Source organism: Marinobacter sp. MBR-105, assembly GCF_053628895.1.
The window spans coordinates 326,117-349,272 of the sequence record NZ_JBRJHG010000002.1; the positions used below are offsets into that span (position 1 = coordinate 326,117).

The following is a 23,156-nucleotide window of genomic DNA, read 5'->3' on the forward strand; positions in this document are numbered from 1 at the left end:
TAAACGATACATCTATAGATTTATTCGAATGTGTCACTCGAAAACCGGCACGATGTTGGCTTTTTCGATACTGTCGAAGGGCAACAGGTATTCGTGGTCATCTACTACAACTACCACGTCGTCGCCCTCCACCCCTTTGATCAGGCCCAGGAATTTGCGCCGGCCCTCAAACGCCATACGCAGCTTGATCTGCACTTTATGACCAATAAATGCCTCGTACTGTTCCAGCCGGAACAGCGGCCGGTCCATACCGGGCGAAGACACTTCCAGCGTATATTCGGTCTGGATGGGGTCTTCCACATCCATTACCCCGCTGACCTGACGACTGACTTTCTCGCAGTCGTCGATCGCGATGCCGTTCTCGGCATCATCAATAAACACCCGAAGCTTGGAATGGTGTCCATGGGAGCGGAATTCAATTCCCCAGAACTCATAACCCAGACCCTCGACCACCGGGCGCAGGATGTCTTCCAGTTGTTTCAGTTTGGCTGACAAGTGTCGCCGCCTCCGTTTCCGAATTTTCAGGGTACAAAAACAAAAAAAGGGCTGTTAATCAGCCCTTTTATGCACCAGGGCCCTTTGCGCCAGGCCCCTTAATCAAAAAGCCCCTGAAACATGGGGCCTTTTGTTGCAAGAATTCGCAAAGCGCCAACCCTTTCAAGCGCTCTGCCGACAGACACCTGGCCTGCCTGGAAGCCTCGATGCTCGCAGGCTCCAATATCCGCGGGAGTATAGTGACGCCACGCGGACTGGTCAAGGACTGACCAAAAAAAACGGCCTGGGTTTGCCAAGCCGTCTTCTTTTAATATGGTGCCCGGGGCCGGACTCGAACCGGCACAGCTTTCGCTACCACCCCCTCAAGATGGCGTGTCTACCAGTTTCACCACCCGGGCATCATTCTTTACTCGAGTTCGGGGAGCGCGTCCCCACCCTCGGATTCGCTGTTAGCTGCAGGCTCATCAGCAGAGGGAGCCTGCTCAGCTTGCGCACCTGCCTGAGACGATTCCTGAACAACCGGAATACCTGCCTCGCCAGCCACTTCGGCGCGCTGCTTGGCAAAAATTGCCAGCGAAAAACTTGTCACAAAAAAGATAACCGCCATAAAAGTGGTCATCCGCGTCAGGAAGCTTCCGCTGCCCTGACTACCAAACACGGTCTGGGACGCACCACCACCGAAAGCCGCTCCGGCGTCTGCACCCTTGCCCTGCTGGATCAGAACCAGGCCCACCAGCGACACGGCGATCACGACGTGAACAACAACTACCAGTGTTTCCAACCAATCCATACAGACTCTCGTAAACGTGTCGGCTTAGACACCTGCCGGGAAAGACCGGCAAATGCTGATAAATTCTTCGGCCTTCAACGATGCACCACCGATGAGACCGCCATCAATATCCGGCTCTGCAAACAAAGCGGCAGCATTATCCGCTTTTACACTGCCGCCGTAAAGTACCGAAATCTCATTAGCCGGTGCATTCATACCATCCAGCACCTTGCGGATTTCCGAATGCATGGCCTGGGCATCGTCCGCCGTCGCGGTTTTTCCGGTTCCGATAGCCCAGACCGGCTCATACGCCACAACAACCCTGGACCACTGATCATCAGCCACAACTGACAACCCACTGCGAACCTGCTCGGCAACCACCGCTTCGGCTTGACCGGCTTCCCGCTCTGCGAGCGTTTCACCTACACACAGCACCGCAACCAAGCCACTCAACAGAACCTGCTCAACCTTGGCGGCTGCCACAGAATCCGTCTCACCGAACAACTGCCGGCGCTCGGAATGCCCCACCAGCACATAACCACACCCCATATCGCGGGCCATTTCGGCGGAGATTTCTCCGGTGTATGCGCCAGATTGCCACTGGGACACGTTCTGTGCACCGGTAGTGATCCGCCCACCTCCCTGCTCGGCAACCTGGCCCAGATAGATCGCAGGAGGGATAATAACCACCTCCACATCTTTGCCAACATTACCGGACTGCTCGCAAATTGCGCCAACCAGCTGTTTCACCAGATCTTTCGACCCGTTCATTTTCCAGTTTCCGGCAACAATTCTGCGACGCATCTCTGTCCTCGACAGTCCCGAGCAAAAGGGAGGCGGAACTATACAGCAGTCACCCGCGGTACACAACCACCCTTCGAAATCAGGGTGTTGAACGCTCCACCACCAGAGCAAGCTCTTCCACCACCCGGGTAATATCGTCCGCGCTCTGACCCTCGGCCATCACTCTGATCAGCGGCTCGGTGCCGGATGCCCGCAGCAGAATGCGCCCGGCATCACCCAGCGAAGCCTCTGCCCGCGCCATGGCCTCAACAATATCCGCCCGCCCTAAAGGATCAAACCGTTCGGCGACACGCACATTGATCATTTTCTGCGGCAGTTTGCTCATGCCTGCACGCAGCTCTTCCATGGTTTTGCCGGACCGCCGCACTGCCAGCAGAACCTGCAACGCAGAGACAATACCGTCACCCGTGGTGGTGCAATCCCGGATGACCATATGCCCGGAACCCTCGCCTCCAATCAGCCAGTTATTGGCCAACAGGCGCTCCATCACATAACGATCGCCAACCTTGGCCCGCTCGAACTCGACGCCGATTTCGCGCAGAGCCAACTCAACACCAAGGTTGGTCATTAACGTACCAACCACACCACCGTTCAGCCGTCCTTCTGCCTGGCGCTGGGAAGCCAGGATATACAACAGTTCGTCGCCATCCACTTCGGAACCATCACGATCCACCATCAACACCCGGTCGCCGTCACCGTCGAAGGCAATACCAAGATCAGCCTTTTTCTCGGCAACCGCCTGTTTCAGCGCGCCCAGATGGGTAGAGCCAACATTCAGGTTGATGTTCAGGCCATCTGGCTCCGCGCCAATCACCGTCACTTTCGCCCCCAGCTCACGGAACACTTTGGGCGCCACGTGGTAGGTAGCACCGTGAGCACAGTCAAGCACCAGGTGCATGCCGTCGAGAGTAAACTCGTTTGGCACGGTACTTTTGCAGAACTCCACATAGCGACCGGGCGCATCGTCTACCCGGCTCGCCTTGCCCAACTCTTCCGGCTCACACACTTCGATAGGCTGGTCCAGCCAGCGCTCAATCTCGGCTTCCAGGGCGTCGTCCAGTTTGGTACCGGCAGAAGAAAAGAATTTGATGCCGTTATCATGATGAGGGTTGTGGGAGGCACTGATGACAATTCCGGCAGATGCCCGGAAAGTTCGCGTGAGGTAGGCAATAGCCGGTGTCGGCATCGGCCCCAGCAACTTCACATCAACACCCGCCGCGGCCAGACCAGCCTCCAGCGCCGATTCGAACATATAGCCGGACAAACGGGTATCCTTGCCGATCAGTACGCTGTTGCGCTGGCCCGCACGCTTGAATGCCTTCCCCGCAGCCCAACCCAGATGCAGCATGAACTCCGGCGTAATCGGACTGTCTCCGACCCGGCCACGAATGCCATCGGTACCAAAGTATTTGCGCTGGGTCATCAGATTGCCTCCTTCACTGCCGTTACGATCCTGACGGCGTCCACAGTTTCCCTAACGTCGTGCACCCTGAGGATGCTCGCCCCTTTCATGGCCGATATTGTCGCGGCAGCGAGGCTGGCCGGCAACCTTTCATTCACATCACGACCGGTGACCGCACCCAGCATGGATTTTCGCGAGACCCCGACAAGCAATGGGTGCCCGAGAATATGCAACTGCTCAAGGGTGGCGAGCAGTTGATAGTTATGCTCCACGCTTTTGCCGAAGCCAAAACCGGGATCAAGAATAATGTTATCGGCACGAATACCGGCCTGCTCAGCCACTCGCATACGCTCCGTCAGAAAAGAGCTGACTTCCCGCCGCACATTCCGGTACCGAGGATCGTCCTGCATGGTATCCGGCTCACCCTGGATGTGCATGATGCAGACCGGAATGCCGGCCTTTGCCGCCACTTCGGGCGCGCCTTCCCGCTGCAGGGCGCGGACATCGTTGATCAGGCCAGCACCCAGTCGGGCAGTTTCGGCCATCACCACCGGATTGCTGGTATCCACCGAAATCACGGTATCCAGCTCTTTGGCAATGGCTTCAACTACCGGACACACGCGGTCCAGCTCTTCCTGGGTCGACACTTCAGTTGCACCGGGGCGAGTCGATTCACCGCCTACGTCAATGAAAGTAGCCCCATCGCTCACCATCTGCCGGGCCCGCACGAGTGCAGCCTCCCTGGAATTAAAGTGTCCGCCATCGGAAAACGAGTCGGGGGTGACGTTCAGAATGCCCATCACGTGGCACCGAGACAGATCCAGTTCGCGACCGACAAAGTTCATTTTCATAACGCGACTTCCACAGGCAGAGTTTTCGGAGAGGCAAAAACAAACGCCGCCCGGGGGCCCGGGCGGCGCATTCAGTTACTCAGGCTTTGACGGCGAGTCAGTGCTCGCCGGCAGGACGCCCTACGCCGGGCTGCCGGCCATCGTCGGAGCTTCTGGGCTCCGGCGCCTGCTCAGGCTCTTCAGCCTTCACGCCTCCGGCGGGACCACTGTCACCCCAGTTTTTGGGCGGACGAGGCTCCTTGCCAGCCATGATGTCATCAATCTGGTAACGATCGATGGTTTCGTACTTCATCAGTGCTTCGGCCATCATGTCCAGCTTGTCCCGGTTATCAATCAGGATCTGCTTGGCCTTCTCGTAGCACTCATCAATGATATTGCGAACTTCCTCATCAATCCGCTGGGCAGTCTCTGGCGAGTACACCGTGTGCGCCTGCCCCGCAGAACGACCAAGGAAGGGCTCCTCACTGTCTGTGTCATACTGGAGAGGACCAAGTTTCTCGGACAGCCCCCAACGGGTCACCATATTCCGGGCCAGGCTTGTCGCCCGCTCGATGTCGTTGGACGCACCAGTGGTGACACCATCAAAGCCCAGGGTCAGCTCTTCGGCGATACGGCCACCAAACAGACTACAGATCGAGCTGGTCAGATAGCGCTTGGAGTGGCTGTACTTGTCCTCTTCCGGGAGGAACATGGTCACGCCCAGGGCGCGGCCACGAGGAATAATACTCACTTTATAGACCGGGTCATGCTCAGGCATCAGACGGCCCACAATCGCGTGCCCCGACTCGTGGTAAGCCGTATTCCGCTTTTCCTTTTCGCTCATCACCATGGACTTGCGCTCGGCGCCCATCATGATCTTGTCCTTGGCCAGCTCCAACTCTTCCATGGAGACCAGGCGCTGATTACGACGGGCCGCAAACAGCGCAGCTTCGTTGACCAGGTTGGCAAGATCGGCACCGGAGAAGCCCGGCGTGCCCCGCGCAATCACCGCAGGATCAATACCGTCGGCCAGCGGCACTTTTTTCATGTGCACTTTCAGAATCTGCTCACGGCCAATGATGTCTGGCAGGCTCACCACCACCTGGCGGTCAAACCGGCCAGGGCGCAACAACGCCGGGTCCAGCACGTCCGGACGGTTGGTGGCGGCAATGACGATAACGCCTTCATTGCCTTCGAAGCCGTCCATTTCCACCAGCAACTGGTTGAGGGTCTGCTCACGTTCGTCGTGACCACCGCCCATGCCAGCACCACGGTGACGACCAACCGCATCGATCTCATCGATGAAAATAATGCAGGGGCTCTGTTTTTTCGCCTGCTCGAACATGTCGCGAACACGGGAAGCACCCACGCCCACAAACATTTCCACAAAGTCGGAGCCGGAGATAGAGAAGAAAGGCACCTTGGCCTCGCCCGCGATGGCCTTGGCAAGCAGGGTTTTACCGGTACCGGGAGGGCCCACCATCAATACGCCCTTCGGGATGCGACCACCAAGACGCTGGAACTTGCTGGGATCCCGAAGGAAATCCACCAGCTCTTTCACGTCTTCCTTGGCTTCGTCGACACCCGCGACATCGGAAAATGTGGTTTTGATCTGGTCTTCACTCATCAGGCGCGCTTTGCTCTTGCCGAACGACATGGGGCCTTTGCCGCCACCGCCGCCCTGCATCTGGCGCATGAAGAACACGAACAATGCGATGATGATCAGAATCGGGAACGCGGCTACCAGCAGCTGCGTCCACAGGCTCTGGCGCTCGGGCTCCTTGCCGATCACTTCGACGTTGTTGGCGAGCAGGTCATCCATCAGCTTGTTGTCAGACACCTGCGGCCGGATGCTCTGGAACTGGGAGCCGTCGTTGCGGACACCCTGCACCTGCAGACCATCAATGGTCACCTGCCGTACCTGGCCCTGCTGGACCATCTCGACAAACTGGGAATAGTTAACTTGTTGGCCAGTGGTGGTGGGAGAGAAATTCTGAAACACCATCAGCAGCACAGCGGCTATGATTAGCCAGAGAACCAGATTTTTTGCCATATCGTTCAAGGATCATCACCTGTGAATTGCAGGATCAGCGCCTGAAGGCCGCCAACCCTTTTCCGACACCTTACACCAATTGTACGCCGGTAAACCAGAAACGGCCCATCCGGAACCGATCGCGATACTACCTATATGGGACGCCATGACCGGAATTACAACACCCTCTGTAAGTGAATACGGCCATTTGTCATGAGTCGCTATCTGTTACAATCGCTGAATTATACGTGGTTGCCAGCGGATTCACCGCTGACCTTTTGTTAATTGCACCTATTAAGAGATTACATCATGAGTCTGTCACCGGAACAGCGCCGGGAATACCGGGCTATTGCCCACAACCTGAAGCCCGTCATCATCGTTGGCGACAAAGGCCTGTCTGAAGGGCTGCAGGAGGAACTGGACCGTGCCCTGAACGACCATGAGCTGATCAAGATCAAAGTCGCCAGCCAGGATCGCGAAGTCCGCCAGGAAGCCATTCAGGCTCTGTGCGAAAGCTCCGGCGCAGAACTGGTCCAGACGATCGGTAAAATCGCCGTCATTCTGCGTCGTGCGAAGAAACCGAACCCCAAGCTGTCGAATCTGCTGCGCAACAAATAAGCGTAAGCTGAGACGCGAAAAAGCCGGCCTGGTTCCCCAGAGCCGGCTTTTTCTTTATGCCCGATCAGCACAACCGAGTCAGATATATTCCACTTCGGAAATCTCGTACTCCACGGTACCGGAGGGGATACGGATAGCCACCACATCCCCTTCGTTCTTACCAATCAGCGCGCGGGCGATCGGCGAGGACACCGACAGCTTGCCTGCCTTGATGTCGGCCTCATCTTCACCCACGATCTGGTAAGTAACCTCTTCGTCGGTTTCCATGTTGACCAGATGCACAGTGGTGCCGAAGATCACCTTGCCGGTATTCTCCATGGTGGTCACATCAATCACCTGGGCCACGGACAGCTTGCCTTCGATTTCCTGAATGCGACCTTCGATAAAGCTCTGCTGCTCCCGGGCCGCATGATACTCAGCATTTTCCTTCAGATCGCCGTGCTCACGGGCATCGGCAATGGCCGCGATCACCCGCGGCCGATCTTCGGACTTCAGCTTTTTCAGCTCCTCACGCAGACGGTCTTCGCCCGTCTTGGTCATCGGTACTCTGTCAGCCATAGCCTTACTTTCCTGCGTGTAGTTCCTGGAGGCGACGAACGGTGCGCTCCGGGCCAAACTTGATGGCCCGGCAGAAGGCTTCGCCACCTGCCAGTGTGGTTGTGTAGGTTACTTTGGTCTGCAAGGCAGACTGGCGAATCTGCGCCGAATCAGAAATCGCCTTGCGACCTTCCGTAGTATTGATAATCAGCTGAACCTGACCATTCTTGATGGCATCGACAATGTGCGGACGACCCTCGCGAACCTTGTTCACCCGCTCAACGGCGATACCTTCGGCTTCCAGCGCCTTGGCGGTGCCAGTGGTGGCAATAATCCTGAAGCCAGCATCCACCAGGTCGCGGGCAACACTGGCCGCACCCGGCTTGTCCACATCGCGCACCGACATGAAGGCCACGCCCTGGGCCGGCAACCGTTCACCCACGGCCAGAGCGGCCTTGGCAAAGGCTTCATCAAAGCTGTCGCCCAGCCCCATCACCTCACCGGTGGATTTCATTTCCGGCCCGAGGATCGGATCCACGGCCGGGAATTTGTTGAACGGGAACACGGACTCTTTAACGGCGTAGTAGGTCGGCACGATTTCCTGAGTAAAGTTCAGTTCTTTCAGGCTCTTGCCGGACATCACCCGGGCCGCAACCGCGGCCAGAGACACCCCGATAGCCTTGGACACAAACGGCACGGTCCGTGAGGCACGCGGGTTCACTTCGATCACGTAGATCTCACCATCCTGATAGGCCAGCTGCACGTTCATCAGGCCGATAACATCCAGCTCGATGGCCATTTTCTTCACGGCCTCGCGCATCTCGTCCTGCACCTGCTTGCTCAGGCTGTAGGGCGGCAGGGAGCAGGCGGAGTCACCAGAGTGAACACCAGCCTGCTCAATGTGCTGCATGATACCGCCGATCACAACATCAGTGCCGTCACTGATGGCATCGATATCGACCTCGATAGCAGCATTCAGGAAGTGATCAAGCAGAACCGGGCTGTCATTGGAGACCAGCACCGCGTTACGCATGTAGCGCACCAGTTCGGTTTCGTCATAGACGATTTCCATGGCCCGGCCACCCAGCACGTAAGACGGGCGCACCACCAGTGGGTAGCCAATCTCGCGGGCCGCCACGATGCCTTCCTCGTGGCTGCGCACAGTGGCGTTTTCCGGCTGCTTCAGACCCAGGCGCTGGATCATCTGCTGGAAGCGCTCGCGGTCTTCGGCGCGGTCAATGGCGTCCGGGCTGGTGCCGATAATGGGCACACCGGCGGCTTCCAGGCCACGCGCCAGCTTCAGCGGAGTCTGACCGCCGTACTGGACGATTACGCCCTTGGGCTTCTCGACGTTGATGATTTCCAGCACGTCTTCCAGGGTGATCGGCTCAAAATACAACCGGTCGGAGGTGTCGTAATCGGTCGACACGGTCTCCGGGTTGCAGTTGATCATGATGGTCTCGTAGCCATCCTCACGCATGGCCAGGGCCGCGTGCACACAGCAGTAGTCGAATTCGATGCCCTGACCAATGCGGTTGGGGCCACCACCGATGACCACAATCTTCTCACGATCGCTCGGCTCGGCCTCGCACTCTTCCTCATAGGTGGAATACATGTAGGCGGTATCAGAGGCGAATTCCGCCGCACAGGTATCCACGCGCTTGTACACCGGGCGGATGCCCAGGTCGTGGCGCAGCTTGCGCAGGCTGACTTCGGAAATGCCCAGCAGCTTGGCCAGGCGGGCGTCGGAAAAGCCCTTGCGCTTGAGTCGGAACAGGGTAGCCTTGTCGATATCGGCCTTACCGGCCGACTTGAGAGCCTGCTCTTCGCGCACGATGTCCTCGATCTGCACCAGGTACCAGGGGTCTACCTTGGTGTGGCGGAACACTTCGTCCACGGTCATGCCGGCGCGGAAGGCATCGCCGATGTACCAGATTCGCTCGGCACCGGGTACGTTCAGCTCCCGGGTCAGGGTTTCGCGGCTATTCTCGGAGTCCAGCTCTTCCAGCTTTTCGTCAAAACCTTCGGAACCCACTTCCAGGCCACGCAATGCCTTTTGCACCGACTCCTGGAAGGTCCGGCCAATGGCCATAACCTCACCGACAGACTTCATCTGAGTGGTCAGGCGGGCGTCGGCCTGGGGGAATTTCTCGAAGGTAAACCGGGGAATCTTGGTAACCACGTAATCAATGGACGGCTCGAACGAGGCCGGGGTGACGCCGCCGGTGATCTCGTTCTGCAGCTCATCAAGGGTGTACCCCACGGCCAGCTTGGCTGCGACCTTAGCGATCGGGAAACCGGTGGCCTTGGACGCCAGCGCCGAGGAACGCGACACCCGGGGGTTCATTTCGATCACCACCATACGGCCGGTATCCGGATTGATACCGAACTGCACGTTGGAACCGCCGGTTTCCACACCAATCTCACGCAGCACCGCCAGCGAGGCGTTCCGCATGATCTGATATTCCTTGTCGGTGAGGGTCTGGGCGGGGGCCACCGTAATGGAATCACCGGTGTGCACGCCCATGGCGTCGAAGTTCTCGATGGCGCAGACGATGATGCAGTTGTCGTTCTTGTCCCGAACAACTTCCATCTCGTACTCTTTCCAGCCAATCAGGGATTCGTCGATCAGCAGCTCGTTGGTCGGGGACAGATCGAGACCGCGAGTACAGATCTCCTCGAACTCGTCCTTGTTGTAGGCAATACCACCGCCAGAACCACCCATGGTGAACGATGGACGGATAATGCACGGGAAACCGATGTCTTCGGAGATCTTCCAGGCTTCGTCCATGGAATGGGCGATGGCCGCGCGCGGGCACTCCAGACCGATTTTCTTCATGGCCTTGTCGAAGCGGTCGCGGTCTTCGGCCTTGTCGATGGTGTCAGCGTTAGCGCCGATCATTTCAACGCTATGCTTCTCCAACACGCCGTGCTTTTCCAGGTCCAGCGCACAGTTCAGTGCAGTCTGACCACCCATGGTGGGCAGCAGGGCGTCCGGCTTTTCCTTTTCGATGATCTTTTCGACCGTCTTCCAGGTGATCGGCTCGATGTAGGTGGCATCGGCCATGGCCGGGTCGGTCATGATGGTGGCCGGGTTGGAGTTCACCAGGATCACCCGGTAGCCCTCTTCGCGCAGCGCCTTACAGGCCTGGGCTCCGGAGTAGTCGAATTCGCACGCCTGCCCGATCACGATGGGGCCGGCGCCCAGGATCAGGATGCTTTTAATGTCGGTACGTTTTGGCATGTCTTGGTAAACCTGTCAGCAACTTTTGAATTCTTGCAGCGCGGTATTCAGCGCCGGTGAGCTATCGTTGATGGCCTTGCCCTCAGGCAGATCGCGCTTCCATCAGCTGGATAAACTCGTCAAACAGCGGAGCCACATCATGGGGCCCCGGGCTGGCTTCCGGGTGACCCTGGAAGCTGTAGGCCGGCTTATCGGTGCGGCGAATGCCCTGCAGAGTGCCGTCAAACAGCGATTTGTGAGTCGCTTCCACGTTGGCGGGCAGGGTTGTTTCATCCACAGCAAAGCCGTGGTTCTGACTGGTAATCATCACAGTGCCTTTGGCAATGTCCTGCACCGGATGGTTGGCACCGTGGTGGCCGTGGCCCATTTTCATGGTTTTTGCACCACTGGCCAGGGCCAGTAGCTGGTGGCCCAGGCAGATGCCGAATACCGGAATCTCGGTTTCCAGCACTTCCTGAATGGCCTTGATAGCATAGTCGCAGGGCTCGGGGTCGCCCGGGCCGTTGGACAGGAAGATGCCATCGGGGTTCATCGCCAGTACATCAGAGGCCGGGGTTTGCGCAGGCACGACGGTGATCTCGCAACCGCGGGCCGCGAGCATCCGCAGAATGTTGTATTTTACGCCGTAATCCCAGGCCACCACCTTGAACCTGTCTTCGGAGCGGTCACTGTAGCCGTTTACCAGATCCCACTCGGCCTGGTTCCACTGGTAGGCTTCGCTGCAGGTGACTTCTTTGGCCAGGTCCATGCCTTTGAGGCCGGGAAAGGCGTTAGCCAGTTCCAGTGCGCGTTCGGCAGTGGCGTTTTCACCAGCGACGATGGCCCCATGCTGGGAGCCCTTGTCCCGGAGGATGCGGGTCAGTCGGCGGGTGTCGATGTCCGCAATGCCAACAATGTTGTTGCTTCGCAGGTAGTCATCAAGGCTACCCTTGTTTCGCCAGCTGCTGGCGAGCAGGGGCAGATCCCGGATGATCAGGCCAGCGGCCTGGATGCGGTCGGATTCTACGTCTTCTTCGTTAACACCGGTGTTGCCAATGTGCGGATACGTCAGGGTAACGATCTGGCGGGAGTAGGACGGATCGGTCAGGATTTCCTGGTAGCCGGTCATGGCAGTGTTGAAAACTACCTCGCCGCTGGTTTCTCCGTCTGCGCCGATGGCGGTGCCGTAGAAGAGGCTTCCGTCTGCGAGTGCAAGGATTGCTGGTGTGCTCAAGGCTTGTATCCTCATCGAGTGGCGTAAGTTCGTCACGAACAGGAACGCAAGCGCATAATCTCAGGTTGCAAAAAAGCGAGACAAGGTAAAAACCCGGTCCCGCTTTTATAAACTTTTCAAAGGTACGCTTGGTGCAGTCAAATCGCCTTATTGTAAGCGATTTTGGCGTTTTTTGTCCACGCCGAATTGCTCTTGGCCTGACGCAAACTCCGGCCACGGAAGCAGGGCACCTTCCCGAAAACCGCTACAAGCACTTCCATGTGCGCTTCTCTCCGGCCATCCATGGCCTCCGAAATTTTCGGGAAGGTGCCCTGCTCCCGCAGCCTCTGAGTATGTAGCTCAACCTCAACTTTTCAGGTTCAGAACATCCTGCATGTCGTAAAGACCTGCCGCCTTACCCTTCAGCCACAACGCCGCACGCATGGCGCCTTTAGCAAACGTCATCCGGCTGCTCGCCTTGTGGGTAATCTCAATGCGCTCGCCCTCGGTGGCGAACAGAACGGTGTGGTCACCCACCACATCACCGGCGCGGATGGTTTCGAAGCCGATTTCCTTGCGGGTGCGTTCGCCGGTGAAGCCTTCGCGGCCATAGACGGCACACTCCTTGAGGTCGCGGCCGAGGGCATCAGCCACCACTTCGCCCATGCGCAGGGCAGTACCTGAGGGAGCGTCTTTTTTGTGGCGGTGGTGTGCTTCGATGATTTCCACGTCGTAGTCATCACCCAACGTTGCAGCGGCGGTGCGCAGCAGGTTGAGGACGACGTTGACGCCCACGCTCATGTTCGGCGCAAAAACGACCGGAGTGTTTTCGGCGGCCAGGGCCAGCTGTTCTTTTTCGGCGTCGGTCATGCCGGTGGTGCCGATCACGAGCATTTTGCCGTTGGCGCTGCAAAACTTCGCGTTTTCCAGGGTCAAATCCGGGAAGGTGAAGTCCACCAGTACGTCGAAGTCGTCTTTGACGTCGTCCAGGCTGGCGGCCATTTTTACGCCGGTTTTGCCGATGCCGGTCATTTCACCGGCGTCGGCGCCAATCAGACTGCTGCCCGGCTCGACGATGGCAGCGCCGAGCTCAAGGCCTTCGGTACCGTCGACCGCTTCGATCAGCACTTTACCCATGCGCCCGGCGGCGCCGATGATCGCTACCCTCATCTGCTCTACCCTCAGAATTTCATTTCGTCGAAGAAGTTTTTCACACCCTCAAACCATGAGGTTTTCTTGGGGGCATGATGAGTTCCGTTGTTACCATCCAGGGTTTGCTGGAATTCTTCCAGCAGCTCCTTCTGGCGCTTGGTGAGATTCACCGGCGTTTCCACAATCACCCGGCACAACAAATCACCAGCCGGGCCACCGCGGACCGGGCTGACGCCTTTGTTACGCAGACGGAACAGTTTGCCAGTCTGGGTCTCAGGCGGAATCTTGAGCTTTACCCGACCATCCAGCGTTGGCACTTCCAGCTCGCCACCCAGGGTGGCGTCGACGATGCTGATGGGCACTTCGCAGTAAAGATTGCGACCGTCACGGGTGAAAATGGAATGCTCACGAACGGCGACCTGTACGTAAAGGTCTCCAGGAGGCCCTCCGTCTACACCCATCTCACCTTCGCCGGACAGGCGAATACGGTCGCCAGTATCAACACCTGGCGGCACCTTGACGGAGAGGGTTTTCTCCTGGCGCACCCGACCCTGGCCATGACAGCTCTTACACGGGTTCTTGATGATCTGGCCGGAGCCGCGACAGGTAGGACAGGCTTGCTGTACGGTGAAGAAGCCTTGCTGCATCCGTACCTGCCCCATGCCCTGACAGGTGCCGCAAGTTTCCGGGCGGGAGCCTTTTTCGGCGCCACTACCATCACAGGCTTCACATTCTTTATGGCCAGGGATGTTGATCTTGACGGTTTTGCCTTTAACGGCCTCTTCCAGATCCAGCTCCAGGGTGTAGCGCAGATCTGCACCGCGGGTGGTGCGGCCACGGCCTCCGCCACCAAAAATATCGCCGAACACATCACCAAAGATGTCAGAGAAGCTGGCGCCACCACCGCCAAAGCCGCCGCCGGCCTGACCGTCTACGCCGGCATGACCAAACTGGTCGTAGGCGGCGCGCTTACTGGAGTCCGCCAGGATTTCGTAGGCTTCGCTGGCCTCTTTGAATTTGGTCTCGGCATCCTTGTCATCCGGGTTACGGTCCGGGTGGTACTTCATGGCGAGCTTTCGATACGCCCGCTTAATTTCCTTTTCGTCCGCATCCCGGGAGATCCCGAGTACTTCGTAATAATCGCGCTTGGCCATGCTTCAAAACCCTGTTTTTATAACGAGGAAAACGCGAGCCCGGCCCGCGTTTCCCCAACTACTTGATGTACTTCGGAATTACTTCTTGTCGTCGTCTTTGACTTCCTCGAACTCGGCATCGACGGCGTCGTCAGCACTCTTTGCCTGACCTTCTTCCTGGCCACCGGCCTGCTGAGCCTGGTCGGCCTGATCCGCGTACATCTTCTGGGCCAGCTCAGAGGACACTTCGGTCAGCTTCTGAGTCTTGGCTTCGATCGCTTCCTTGTCAGAACCCTCGAGGGCCTCTTCCAGATCCTTGATGGCGGCCTCGATGGACTCCTTCTCGCTGTCGGAGACCTTGTCGCCGGCCTCACTCAGGGTCTTGCGCACGGCGTGTACCATGGCATCACCCTGGTTACGGGCCTGGACAAGCTCTTCGAACTTGCGGTCTTCCTCGGCGTTGGCCTCGGCGTCGCGCACCATCTTCTCGATTTCCTCATCGCTCAAGCCAGAAGAGGCCTTGATCACGATGGACTGCTCTTTACCGGTCGCCTTGTCTTTGGCAGACACGTTCAGGATACCGTTGGCATCAATATCGAAGGTTACTTCGATCTGCGGCACGCCGCGCGGTGCCGGCGGAATGTCGGTCAGATCGAAACGACCCAGAGACTTGTTCTGTGCCGCCTGCTTACGCTCACCCTGAACCACGTGAATGGTCACTGCAGTCTGGTTGTCATCCGCTGTAGAGAAGATCTGCGATTTCTTGGTCGGAATCGTGGTGTTCTTCTCGATCAGCGGAGTGGCCACGCCACCCATGGTTTCGATACCCAGGGTCAGCGGGGTTACGTCCAGCAGCAGTACGTCTTTCACGTCGCCAGACAGTACCGCGCCCTGAATCGCAGCACCCATGGCTACGGCCTCGTCCGGGTTCACGTCTTTACGCGGCTCTTTGCCGAAGAACTCTTTTACTTTCTCTTGCACCAGCGGCATACGGGTCTGACCACCGACCAGAATAACCTCGTCGATTTCACTAGCCTTCATGCCCGCATCCTGAAGAGCCACCTTACAGGGCTCCAGACTGCGCTGAACCAGGTCTTCTACCAGCGATTCCAGCTTGGCACGGGTCAGCTTCACGTTCATGTGCTTGGGACCAGACGCATCTGCAGTGATGTACGGCAGGTTTACGTCGGTCTGCTGGCTGCTGGACAGCTCGATCTTGGCCTTCTCCGCCGCTTCTTTCAGACGCTGCATGGCCAGAGAGTCGCCGCGAAGATCGATGCCGCTGTCTTTCTTGAACTGGTCGGCCAGGTATTCAATCACTTTCAGGTCGAAATCTTCACCGCCCAGGAAGGTGTCACCGTTGGTGGCCAGCACTTCGAACTGGTGCTCGCCGTCTACGTCCGCAATTTCGATGATGGACAGATCGAAAGTACCACCACCCAGGTCGTACACAGCAACAGTACGATCACCGCTCTTCTTGTCCAGGCCATAAGCAAGGGCCGCAGCAGTTGGCTCGTTGATGATCCGCTTCACTTCCAGACCAGCAATCTTGCCAGCATCTTTGGTCGCCTGGCGCTGGCTGTCATTGAAGTACGCAGGCACGGTGATAACCGCTTCGGTTACCTTTTCGCCCAGGTAGTCTTCTGCAGTCTTCTTCATTTTCTTCAGAACTTCTGCAGACACCTGCGGCGGCGCCATTTTCTGCCCCTTCACCTCAACCCAGGCGTCACCGTTGTCTGCCTTGGCGATTTTATAGGGCACCATCTTGATGTCTTTCTGAACCACGTCATCTTCAAAACGACGACCAATCAGTCGCTTGATGGCGTACAGAGTGTTGTGCGGGTTGGTCACCGCCTGACGCTTGGCTGACTGGCCAACCAGAGTCTCGTTGTCATCGGTGTAGGCGATGATGGACGGAGTGGTGCGATCACCCTCTGCGTTTTCAATTACCTTTACCTTGTCGCCATCCATGATGGCCACACAGGAGTTTGTGGTTCCCAGGTCGATACCAATAATCTTGCTCATCGAATCACTCCAAATCTTTCTGAATGCTGTTCCGGAGAAAGCCTACCCCGGCCTTTGCTGTTTAATCGCTATATTGGCGCTCTGCTCGACTTTTCAAGCCTGCTCGTCGATTTTTGGCGCATCTTCTGCCTTGGCCACTACGACCATCGCCGGACGAACCACCCGGCCATTAAGCAGATAACCTTTCTGCACAACCGCAACCACGCTGTTAGGCTCGGCATCCGGCGCCGGCACCATGGACATGGCTTCGTGCTGCTGCGGATCGAACGGCTCACCCACCGGGTTGAGCTGTTCAACGTTGAATTTCTTCAGGCTGTTCTTGAACAGCGTCAGGGTCATTTCCACACCTTCGCGAATGGACGCAACCAGCTCGCCTGCGTTTTCGTGACCCTCGGTGCTTTCGACCGCCTTCTCCAGACTGTCAGCCACCGGCAACAGCTCTTTCACAAACTTCTCGAGCGCAAACTTGTGAGCTTTTTCCACATCAATCTCGGCCCGGCGACGGACATTCTGCATCTCCGCCTGTGCCCGCAAGGCCTGCTCCTGGTACTCCTGCAATTTCTGCTGCAGCACATCCAGCTCGGAGCCCTGCTCCGGTGACTGCTCGGCATCCTGGTTACCTGCAGCCTGCCCTTCCGCCGCAGCTTCTGCTGCCTCGTTGCGTTCTTCTACCTGTTCGTTGCGCTTTTCGTCAGCACTCATGACAACTCCTGATAACGTTTTCACGGCCACGGAGGCCTGCAGAAATAACCACTCCCGCTTGTGCAGAAAGCAGGAAAGAATCGCTTTGCGAACCGATATGGGGCCCGCTTCCCGGGTTTCAACCGTCACCCACGCAATCTTTGATGTTTTCATCATTTCCTGTTTGCAAACCGGAAAAACACTGTATATATTCACAGCAACTGTATGAACGAACAGTGGTCAGAGTTATTACTTGCTCAAGAACGAGCGGAGGTTGCGGCATGCTCACACAACTCACGGTATCGAACTACGCCATTGCAGAAAGGGTTGAACTCCAGTTCAACCGCGGTATGACAGCCCTGACAGGGGAAACCGGCGCCGGCAAGTCGATTGTGCTTGATGCCCTTGGCCTGGCCATGGGAGGCCGGGCCGATGCCGGCGCTGTTCGCCATGGCGCCAAGCGTGCCGACATTACCGCCAGCTTCGATATATCCCGCATCCCCGAAGCCCGGTCCTGGCTGGACAGCCATGAGCTGGACGACAAGGACGATTGCATCCTGCGCCGGACCATCAGCAAGGACGGCCGCTCCAAGGCATTCATTAATGGCCAGCCCTGCCCGCTGTCACAATTGAAAGAACTGGGCGGCCTGCTGATGGATATCCACAGTCAGCACCAGCATCAATCCCTGCTGCGCAAGGAAACCCACCGAAAGCTGCTGGACGAGTTCGCCGGCGCGGAAAGCCTGGCCGACGAAACCCGATCTGCATGGAAAGCCTGGCACCAGACGCGTCAGAAACTACAGCAACGCCAGCACAATGCTGATGAGGCCGAGGCCCGTTTACAGCTGCTGCGCTATCAGGTGGAAGAGCTGGACAGGTTGGCGCTGGGCGAGGACGAACAGACAACCCTGGAAGCCGAACAGGCACAGCTCAGTCAGGCCGACGCCGTACTTCACAGCAGCCACCAGGCCGCCCTGCTATGCACTGAAGATGAGGTTTCGGCCGCAGACCTGGTGCGCCAGGCACTGCACCAACTGGAGCAACTGCCGGTTGATGTCCCGGCACTGACCGACACCATCCAGATGCTGAACGAAGCACAGATTCAGATTTCAGAAGCCGGCGACAACCTGCGCCGCTTCGTAGACGACTACGAAGCCGACCCGGTCCGACTGAACGAAGTGGAAGAACGGCTCAGCGCCATTTATCAGATGGCGCGCAAACACCGGATCACCCCGGAGGAGTTGCCGGAGTTGCATCAACGCCTGAGCCAGGAGCTGGCCGAACTGGATGGCGGTGAAGGCAGCCTGGAACAGCTTCAGGCCGAGCTGGAAAACCTGCGGGCACGGTTTGACGCCCTGGCCACCAAGCTGACAGAAACACGCCGGAATGCCGCCATCGAGCTCGACCAGCGAATCGCCCGGGAGTTGGCACAATTGAGCATGCCATCGGTGCAGTTTGTCAGCCACCTGAGCCGGAACAGTGATGATGAACCTGCCCCTCACGGCATGGAAGAGGTGGAATTCCTGGTGAGTGCCAACCCGGGCCAACCCGCCCGATCGTTGGCCAAGGTGGCTTCCGGCGGTGAACTTTCCCGCATAAGCCTGGCCATTCAGGTGGTTGTGGCACAAACCTCCACCACACCGACGCTGGTATTCGATGAGGTGGATGTCGGCATCGGTGGCGGCACTGCGGAGGTCGTAGGCCGCCTGTTGAGATCACTCGGCGAGAATGGCCAGGTACTGTGCGTCACGCACCTGCCGCAGGTGGCGGCCCAGTGCCATCAGCATTTGTTCGTCAGCAAATTTACCGAGAAAGACGCGACCTATTCACGCATCGAATCCCTGGATGACCAGGGGCGGATCAGCGAAGTCGCAAGGATGCTTGGCGGAGTGGACATGACAGAACAGACCATAGCCCATGCCCGGGAGATGTTTGTAAAGGGCCAGGCAACCCATCACTAATCCCCCTCTCGTTTCGGAGAGCTTCTGGGCCAGCCTTGTCGCTGGCCCTTTTTTTTACTTCTTATCGGACTTCAGTGGCTTCACGTAAAGGATCAGGCTGTGATCGACAATCTCATAGCCGTGCTCTGCCGCAATCTTCTGCTGGCGCTCCTCGATAACCTCATCGACGAACTCAACAACTTCGCCAGTCTGGGTGCAAACCATGTGGTCGTGATGATCATCACCGGCCATCTCGAACACCGCGTGACCGCCTTCGAAATTATGACGTAACACGAGGCCTGCAGCTTCGAACTGGGTCAGCACCCGGTAGACTGTCGCCAGGCCCACGTCATCGCCCTGGTCCAGCAGCTTTTTATAAACGTCTTCAGCACTCAGGTGGTGTTCTTCGGCATTCTCAAGGATATTGAAGATCTTGACCCTTGGCAGAGTAACCTTCAGACCGACTTTTCGTAATTCGGCGTTTTCAGATGACATGTTACCATTCGCTCTTTGGTGTGCCTAACGGCTTCCGGTATGATGAAGCCGCAGTACGACGGATGACCCGTTTCACACCTGCTCAACGCAGGCGAATTCAAGATAGAGGATTTCCCCCGGCGATGCAAAAGCTCCCCGCTATCGTTCTTATTAGCATTTTATCCTTGTCCGGCTGTGTTTTTCCGGGCGTTTACAAAATCAATGTCCAGCAGGGCAACATTGTCACCGATGAGGAGCTGACGGAACTGTCCGAAGGCATGCCCAGAAGTCAGGTTCACGCGCTGCTGGGAAGCCCGTTGATGCTGAACCCCGTCGACCCGTCCCGGGAATACTATGTTTACACCTTTCAGCGCCGGGGCAACGAGATCGAAGAACAGCGCATCATCGTTTACTACGAGAATGACCAGCTAAGCCACTACGAAGCCCAGCTCCTGGAAGAAACGCCAGCCTACTAGTGTCCCGTCTGGCTAATTCCTTAATCTACTGCTTGCCTCTGAGGACTCTGACCAAGGCGCCAGTCTGCAGATGTGGTGGTTCCACATCAAGGACTGGCAACACAGGGCTCAGAGTCCTCAGAGACAAGCCCTCCGGGAGCTTCTGAAAAACCGAAGAACGTCGTTCTGCTGGCTCGATTTGGAACCACCAAACCTTCACCAGCACGCCTAGCTCTTCGTTTTTTCAGAAGCTCAGTAGGTTAAGGAATTAGCCAGACGGGACACTAGCGCTTACGCTTTCTTTTTAGCCCGGTTCAGGCGAGCCTGCTTGGGATCAATCTTGAGTGGGCGGTATAGTTCCACCCGGTCGCCTTCTCTCAGAACATGCTCGGCCGGGTTCTTCACCACTTTGCCAAACACCCCCATATCGATAGCGTCCGGATCAATCTCCGGAAAGATCTCGGTAATCCTGGAGAGCTTCACGGCTTCAAGGGCTGTAGTGCCCGGAGGCACCACCACGGGCACAATCTGCTGCTTGTCCGGGCGGGCATAGGCCACTTCCACTTCCATCACACGATCCCTCCGCGATAAACCTCATCTGCGCGACGACAGAAAGCATCCACCATGGTATTGGCCGCCTGATTAAATACCGGGCCAAAAGTCATTCGTGAAAGCGAGCCTGAAAATTCGAACTCCAGGGTCAGGATTACTTTGCAGGCGTTATCGTCCAGAGCTCGAAAGTGCCAGCGCCCCGTAAGATTTCTGAGCGGGCCGTCCACGAGCTTCATTTCAATGGTCTCTGGCATCAGCAACTGGTTTCGTGTGGTCAGCCGGTGGCGAACGCCCCCTTTGGAAATATCCAGTGAAGCCATGATTTCAGCGTCGTTCTGTTCGTGGACCTCTGCCCCGGCACACCAGGGTAAGAACTCAGGGTAACGGGCAACGTCATTGACCAAGTGGAACATACGCTCCGCCGAGTGCATAACCAATGCGGTCTTGTCGATCTGATGTGCCATGTAAACCGGATTTCCTGCGTTTCAGACTTCGTTCCAGCCCTGCCGGGCCAGTCAGACACTATGATAAAGGATATCGCCCTCTTTGGGGGCATTTTCATCTGGTTCGGGCTGCCCGTTTTCCGCGGGCAGCACGGCCTCTTCGGGTGTCTTCGGAGGTACATCTTCCTCAACCGGACTGTCTTCAGGCGCCCTATTCTGCGCCTCAGCAGACGCTGTAGGTTGCTGGCACCAGATAGCCGCACTGCCGTTGTCACACAGGCTGCCGAGTGAGAAAAGCGTGTACTGTAGCCCGATCCAGGCCGCCACAACAGGAAGCACCAGGCGCATGACCCAGAACCAGATTCTCCGGAACACAACCGGCGCATTGCCCAGAATGGTTGCCGCGAAGCGCCGGGTGATACACCAGCCGGCAAATGTGGCAATGAGAATAGCCACCGCCGGTATCACAATGCCACCGGCGACCAGTTCCAGCCATCGAAATACAGTGGCACCGCCTATGCGGTAATCGGCCCACAGATTGAAGGAGAACAGGGAAGCCAGCCCGGCGAACCAGACTGCAAGCCCGACAATGACCGCAGACCAGCCCCGAGGCGCCCCGGTCCACTCCCGGAACCATCCCACCACCGGTTCGAGCAGAGACAAACCCGTCGCCCAGACAATCAGCACCACCAGCAGGAAAACCGACGCGATCACCACCTGACTGTAGGGCAAGCCTGATAGCGCGACCGGCAGGGAAACAAAAAGCAGGCTGAAACCCCGTTCACCCTCAAGGCTGCTACCGTCCGCTGCAACTGAAAACATCATCAATCCGGCCATGATGGCGACCAGGGTGTCCATCAACACCACAGCCAGTATTGAGCGTTTCAGGCGGGTATGGCTGGTGGAATAGGCGCCAAATATGGCCCACACCCCCATTCCGAGACCCAAGGTATAAAAAGCATGGAAGAACGCTGCCTTGATACTGGCCGCTGTTACCTGCTCCGGCCGCATCACCAGAACGTGATCTATCCCGGACTGCAAGCTCCCCCGCATTGCTGCCAGCCCGAACAGCACCAACATCAACAGCAGGGTGCAGGGTACGATCATGCGCATCGATCGCTCCAGGCCCTTGACCACCCCGCGGGCAGAAACCGCAACCACGAGAATCATGAAGAAAACATGCCAGGCCATAAACTGCCGATAGTGGCCCGGGTCCGACACCAACTCCGACAGAACAGCAGTTGCTGAGGCCGCCGAAGCACCCTCGAAACGGTCAGTTGCACCGAAAAAGATGTAAGCCAGAACAATACCGCCAAAAACAGCGGTAAAGGAGAGCACCACGAACGCCGCAAGAATGCTAAGCGGCCCCGCCAGTCGCCAGAACGGTGAGCAGCCAGCGTTTTTCACCATACCGTCCATGGCCAGCACAATCCCATGCCGGGCATGACGGCCAATCACAGCCTCCGTCACCATCAGCGGCAGGGTAACAATCAGCAGACAGGCCAGGTACAGCAAGATAAACAAGCCGCCGCCGTGGATACTGGCCAGATAGGGAAACTGCCACAGATTGGCCAGGCCGACCGTGGCACCCACAGAAGCCCAGAAAAAGGTGGATTTTCGGGTAAACGACCCTATTGACGTCTGGTACTTGCGCAGCATTACTTCCCCAGGCAGTGACGAGCGCATCATTGTAGCCGAAGCAAGCCAGCAGGAACGACACTAAACCCGAGCCAGACGGCGAATCCGTGACCCTTCTTGCACTCCTGCGCTACAATGCGCGCTTTGCTGGCGTACCGACAAGACCAGCATCGTCATTCTTCCGATCCCGGACAGGATTCATGAGCAAGAAGAAAGCAAACGCCCCAACCAGCAACACCATCGCCCTGAACAAGAAGGCGAAGCACGAATACCATATTGAGGAGCGCTTCGAGGCTGGCCTGGCCCTGCTTGGCTGGGAAGTGAAGTCGTTGCGTGCCGGTAAGGCACAACTGGTTGACGCCTATGTACTGCTGAAGGACGGCGAGGCCTGGCTGTTGGGCTCCCACATCACGCCTCTGAACACCGCCTCTACCCATGTGATTGCGGACCCGACCCGCACCCGCAAACTGCTGCTGCACGCCAAGGAAATCGCCAAGATTGTCGGCCAGGTGAATCAGGCGGGTTACACCTGCATTCCCCTCGCCCTGTACTGGAAAAAGAACAAGGTAAAATGTGAGATCGCCCTGGTGAAGGGTAAGAAGCTGTTCGACAAACGCGCTACCGAAAAAGAGCGTGACTGGAACCGCCAGAAACAGCGCATCATGCGCGAGGCCAACACCTGACACCAAAACTGTGCCGCATATGCACCCTCTTTGCTGATTTCAAAAAGCCTCCTATAC

General features: G+C 57.5%; 21 protein-coding genes and 1 tRNA gene. 4 read left to right on the top strand and 18 right to left on the bottom strand.

The genetic code is table 11. The features are described from left to right. Positions 1-33: 33 nt before the first annotated feature. From rimP to ftsH, 7 genes are all read right to left on the bottom strand, one after another. On the bottom strand, positions 34-495 hold the full coding sequence (gene rimP, locus ACSSVV_RS04475; protein WP_011786762.1) for a ribosome maturation factor RimP: 462 nt from the start codon (positions 493-495) through the stop codon (positions 34-36). 313 nt (positions 496-808) lie between these two features. Then, positions 809-893 (bottom strand) — tRNA-Leu (locus tag ACSSVV_RS04480). 8 nt (positions 894-901) lie between these two features. Further along, positions 902-1,285, bottom strand: a complete 384-nt coding sequence (gene secG, locus ACSSVV_RS04485) for a preprotein translocase subunit SecG (protein ID WP_014422594.1) — start codon at positions 1,283-1,285, stop codon at positions 902-904. A 24-nt stretch (positions 1,286-1,309) separates the two neighbouring features. After that, positions 1,310-2,068 carry a triose-phosphate isomerase gene (gene tpiA, locus ACSSVV_RS04490; RefSeq protein WP_031211574.1) on the bottom strand — a complete coding sequence of 253 codons (759 nt, stop codon included), beginning with the start codon at positions 2,066-2,068 and terminating at the stop codon, positions 1,310-1,312. 79 nt (positions 2,069-2,147) lie between these two features. Beyond that, the gene (glmM, locus tag ACSSVV_RS04495; protein WP_454105643.1) at positions 2,148-3,491 is read right to left on the bottom strand and encodes a phosphoglucosamine mutase; all 1,344 of its coding nucleotides are present in this window, start codon (positions 3,489-3,491) and stop codon (positions 2,148-2,150) included. After that, positions 3,491-4,321, bottom strand: a complete 831-nt coding sequence (folP, locus tag ACSSVV_RS04500) for a dihydropteroate synthase (RefSeq protein WP_454105644.1) — start codon at positions 4,319-4,321, stop codon at positions 3,491-3,493. Before folP ends, glmM begins: the two co-directional genes overlap by 1 nt. A 97-nt stretch (positions 4,322-4,418) precedes the next feature. After that, positions 4,419-6,362 carry an ATP-dependent zinc metalloprotease FtsH gene (gene ftsH, locus ACSSVV_RS04505; RefSeq protein WP_022991281.1) on the bottom strand — a complete coding sequence of 648 codons (1,944 nt, stop codon included), beginning with the start codon at positions 6,360-6,362 and terminating at the stop codon, positions 4,419-4,421. 279 nt (positions 6,363-6,641) lie between these two features. Here ftsH and yhbY point away from each other — a divergent pair, with 279 nt between their 5' ends. Further along, a complete protein-coding gene (gene yhbY, locus ACSSVV_RS04510) occupies positions 6,642-6,950 on the top strand; it encodes a ribosome assembly RNA-binding protein YhbY (RefSeq protein ID WP_022991280.1) in 309 nt (102 codons plus the stop codon). A 78-nt stretch (positions 6,951-7,028) separates the two neighbouring features. On the opposite strand, the gene greA is transcribed toward yhbY, so the two are convergent. The 7 genes from greA to grpE form a co-directional block, all read right to left on the bottom strand. Then, the gene (gene greA, locus ACSSVV_RS04515) at positions 7,029-7,508 is read right to left on the bottom strand and encodes a transcription elongation factor GreA (RefSeq protein ID WP_022991279.1); all 480 of its coding nucleotides are present in this window, start codon (positions 7,506-7,508) and stop codon (positions 7,029-7,031) included. A gap of 4 nt (positions 7,509-7,512) precedes the next feature. Then, a complete protein-coding gene (gene carB, locus ACSSVV_RS04520; RefSeq protein WP_113879229.1) occupies positions 7,513-10,731 on the bottom strand; it encodes a carbamoyl-phosphate synthase large subunit in 3,219 nt (1,072 codons plus the stop codon). Between the two features lie 82 nt (positions 10,732-10,813). Next, entirely contained in the window at positions 10,814-11,944 is a 1,131-nt protein-coding gene (gene carA, locus ACSSVV_RS04525; RefSeq protein ID WP_023011652.1) for a glutamine-hydrolyzing carbamoyl-phosphate synthase small subunit, read from the bottom strand. 345 nt (positions 11,945-12,289) lie between these two features. Next, complete coding sequence (dapB, locus tag ACSSVV_RS04530; protein ID WP_023011654.1) at positions 12,290-13,093, bottom strand: 4-hydroxy-tetrahydrodipicolinate reductase; 804 nt, start codon at positions 13,091-13,093, stop codon at positions 12,290-12,292. Between the two features lie 11 nt (positions 13,094-13,104). After that, complete coding sequence (gene dnaJ / locus ACSSVV_RS04535) at positions 13,105-14,229, bottom strand: molecular chaperone DnaJ (RefSeq protein WP_011786773.1); 1,125 nt, start codon at positions 14,227-14,229, stop codon at positions 13,105-13,107. A gap of 78 nt (positions 14,230-14,307) precedes the next feature. Beyond that, a complete protein-coding gene (gene dnaK / locus ACSSVV_RS04540) occupies positions 14,308-16,233 on the bottom strand; it encodes a molecular chaperone DnaK (protein WP_454105645.1) in 1,926 nt (641 codons plus the stop codon). Between the two features lie 93 nt (positions 16,234-16,326). Next, entirely contained in the window at positions 16,327-16,935 is a 609-nt protein-coding gene (gene grpE / locus ACSSVV_RS04545) for a nucleotide exchange factor GrpE (RefSeq protein WP_036148710.1), read from the bottom strand. Positions 16,936-17,195: 260 nt separating this feature from the next. Here grpE and recN point away from each other — a divergent pair, with 260 nt between their 5' ends. After that, on the top strand, positions 17,196-18,875 hold the full coding sequence (gene recN / locus ACSSVV_RS04550) for a DNA repair protein RecN (protein WP_022991273.1): 1,680 nt from the start codon (positions 17,196-17,198) through the stop codon (positions 18,873-18,875). A 54-nt stretch (positions 18,876-18,929) separates the two neighbouring features. Here the strand turns inward: recN and fur are convergent, their stop codons facing one another. Beyond that, a complete protein-coding gene (gene fur, locus ACSSVV_RS04555) occupies positions 18,930-19,349 on the bottom strand; it encodes a ferric iron uptake transcriptional regulator (RefSeq protein ID WP_014422607.1) in 420 nt (139 codons plus the stop codon). A gap of 122 nt (positions 19,350-19,471) precedes the next feature. Here fur and ACSSVV_RS04560 point away from each other — a divergent pair, with 122 nt between their 5' ends. Further along, positions 19,472-19,804, top strand: coding sequence for an outer membrane protein assembly factor BamE (locus tag ACSSVV_RS04560; RefSeq protein ID WP_022991272.1), 333 nt, complete (start codon positions 19,472-19,474; stop codon positions 19,802-19,804). Positions 19,805-20,074: 270 nt separating this feature from the next. Here ACSSVV_RS04560 and ACSSVV_RS04565 read toward each other — a convergent pair whose 3' ends face one another. From ACSSVV_RS04565 to ACSSVV_RS04575, 3 genes are read right to left on the bottom strand one after another with little or no spacing between them, the layout of a single operon-like run. Continuing rightward, the gene (locus ACSSVV_RS04565; RefSeq protein WP_011786779.1) at positions 20,075-20,353 is read right to left on the bottom strand and encodes an RnfH family protein; all 279 of its coding nucleotides are present in this window, start codon (positions 20,351-20,353) and stop codon (positions 20,075-20,077) included. After that, positions 20,353-20,799 (bottom strand): type II toxin-antitoxin system RatA family toxin, encoded by a 447-nt coding sequence (locus ACSSVV_RS04570; RefSeq protein ID WP_014422610.1) that lies wholly within the window; start codon positions 20,797-20,799, stop codon positions 20,353-20,355. The genes ACSSVV_RS04565 and ACSSVV_RS04570 overlap by 1 nt, the downstream gene beginning before the upstream one ends. 51 nt (positions 20,800-20,850) lie before the next feature. Continuing rightward, a complete protein-coding gene (locus ACSSVV_RS04575) occupies positions 20,851-22,437 on the bottom strand; it encodes a sodium-dependent transporter (protein ID WP_113879225.1) in 1,587 nt (528 codons plus the stop codon). A gap of 179 nt (positions 22,438-22,616) precedes the next feature. Between ACSSVV_RS04575 and smpB the strand changes: the two genes are divergently transcribed. Then, the gene (gene smpB / locus ACSSVV_RS04580) at positions 22,617-23,099 is read left to right on the top strand and encodes an SsrA-binding protein SmpB (protein ID WP_011786782.1); all 483 of its coding nucleotides are present in this window, start codon (positions 22,617-22,619) and stop codon (positions 23,097-23,099) included. Positions 23,100-23,156: the final 57 nt, after the last annotated feature.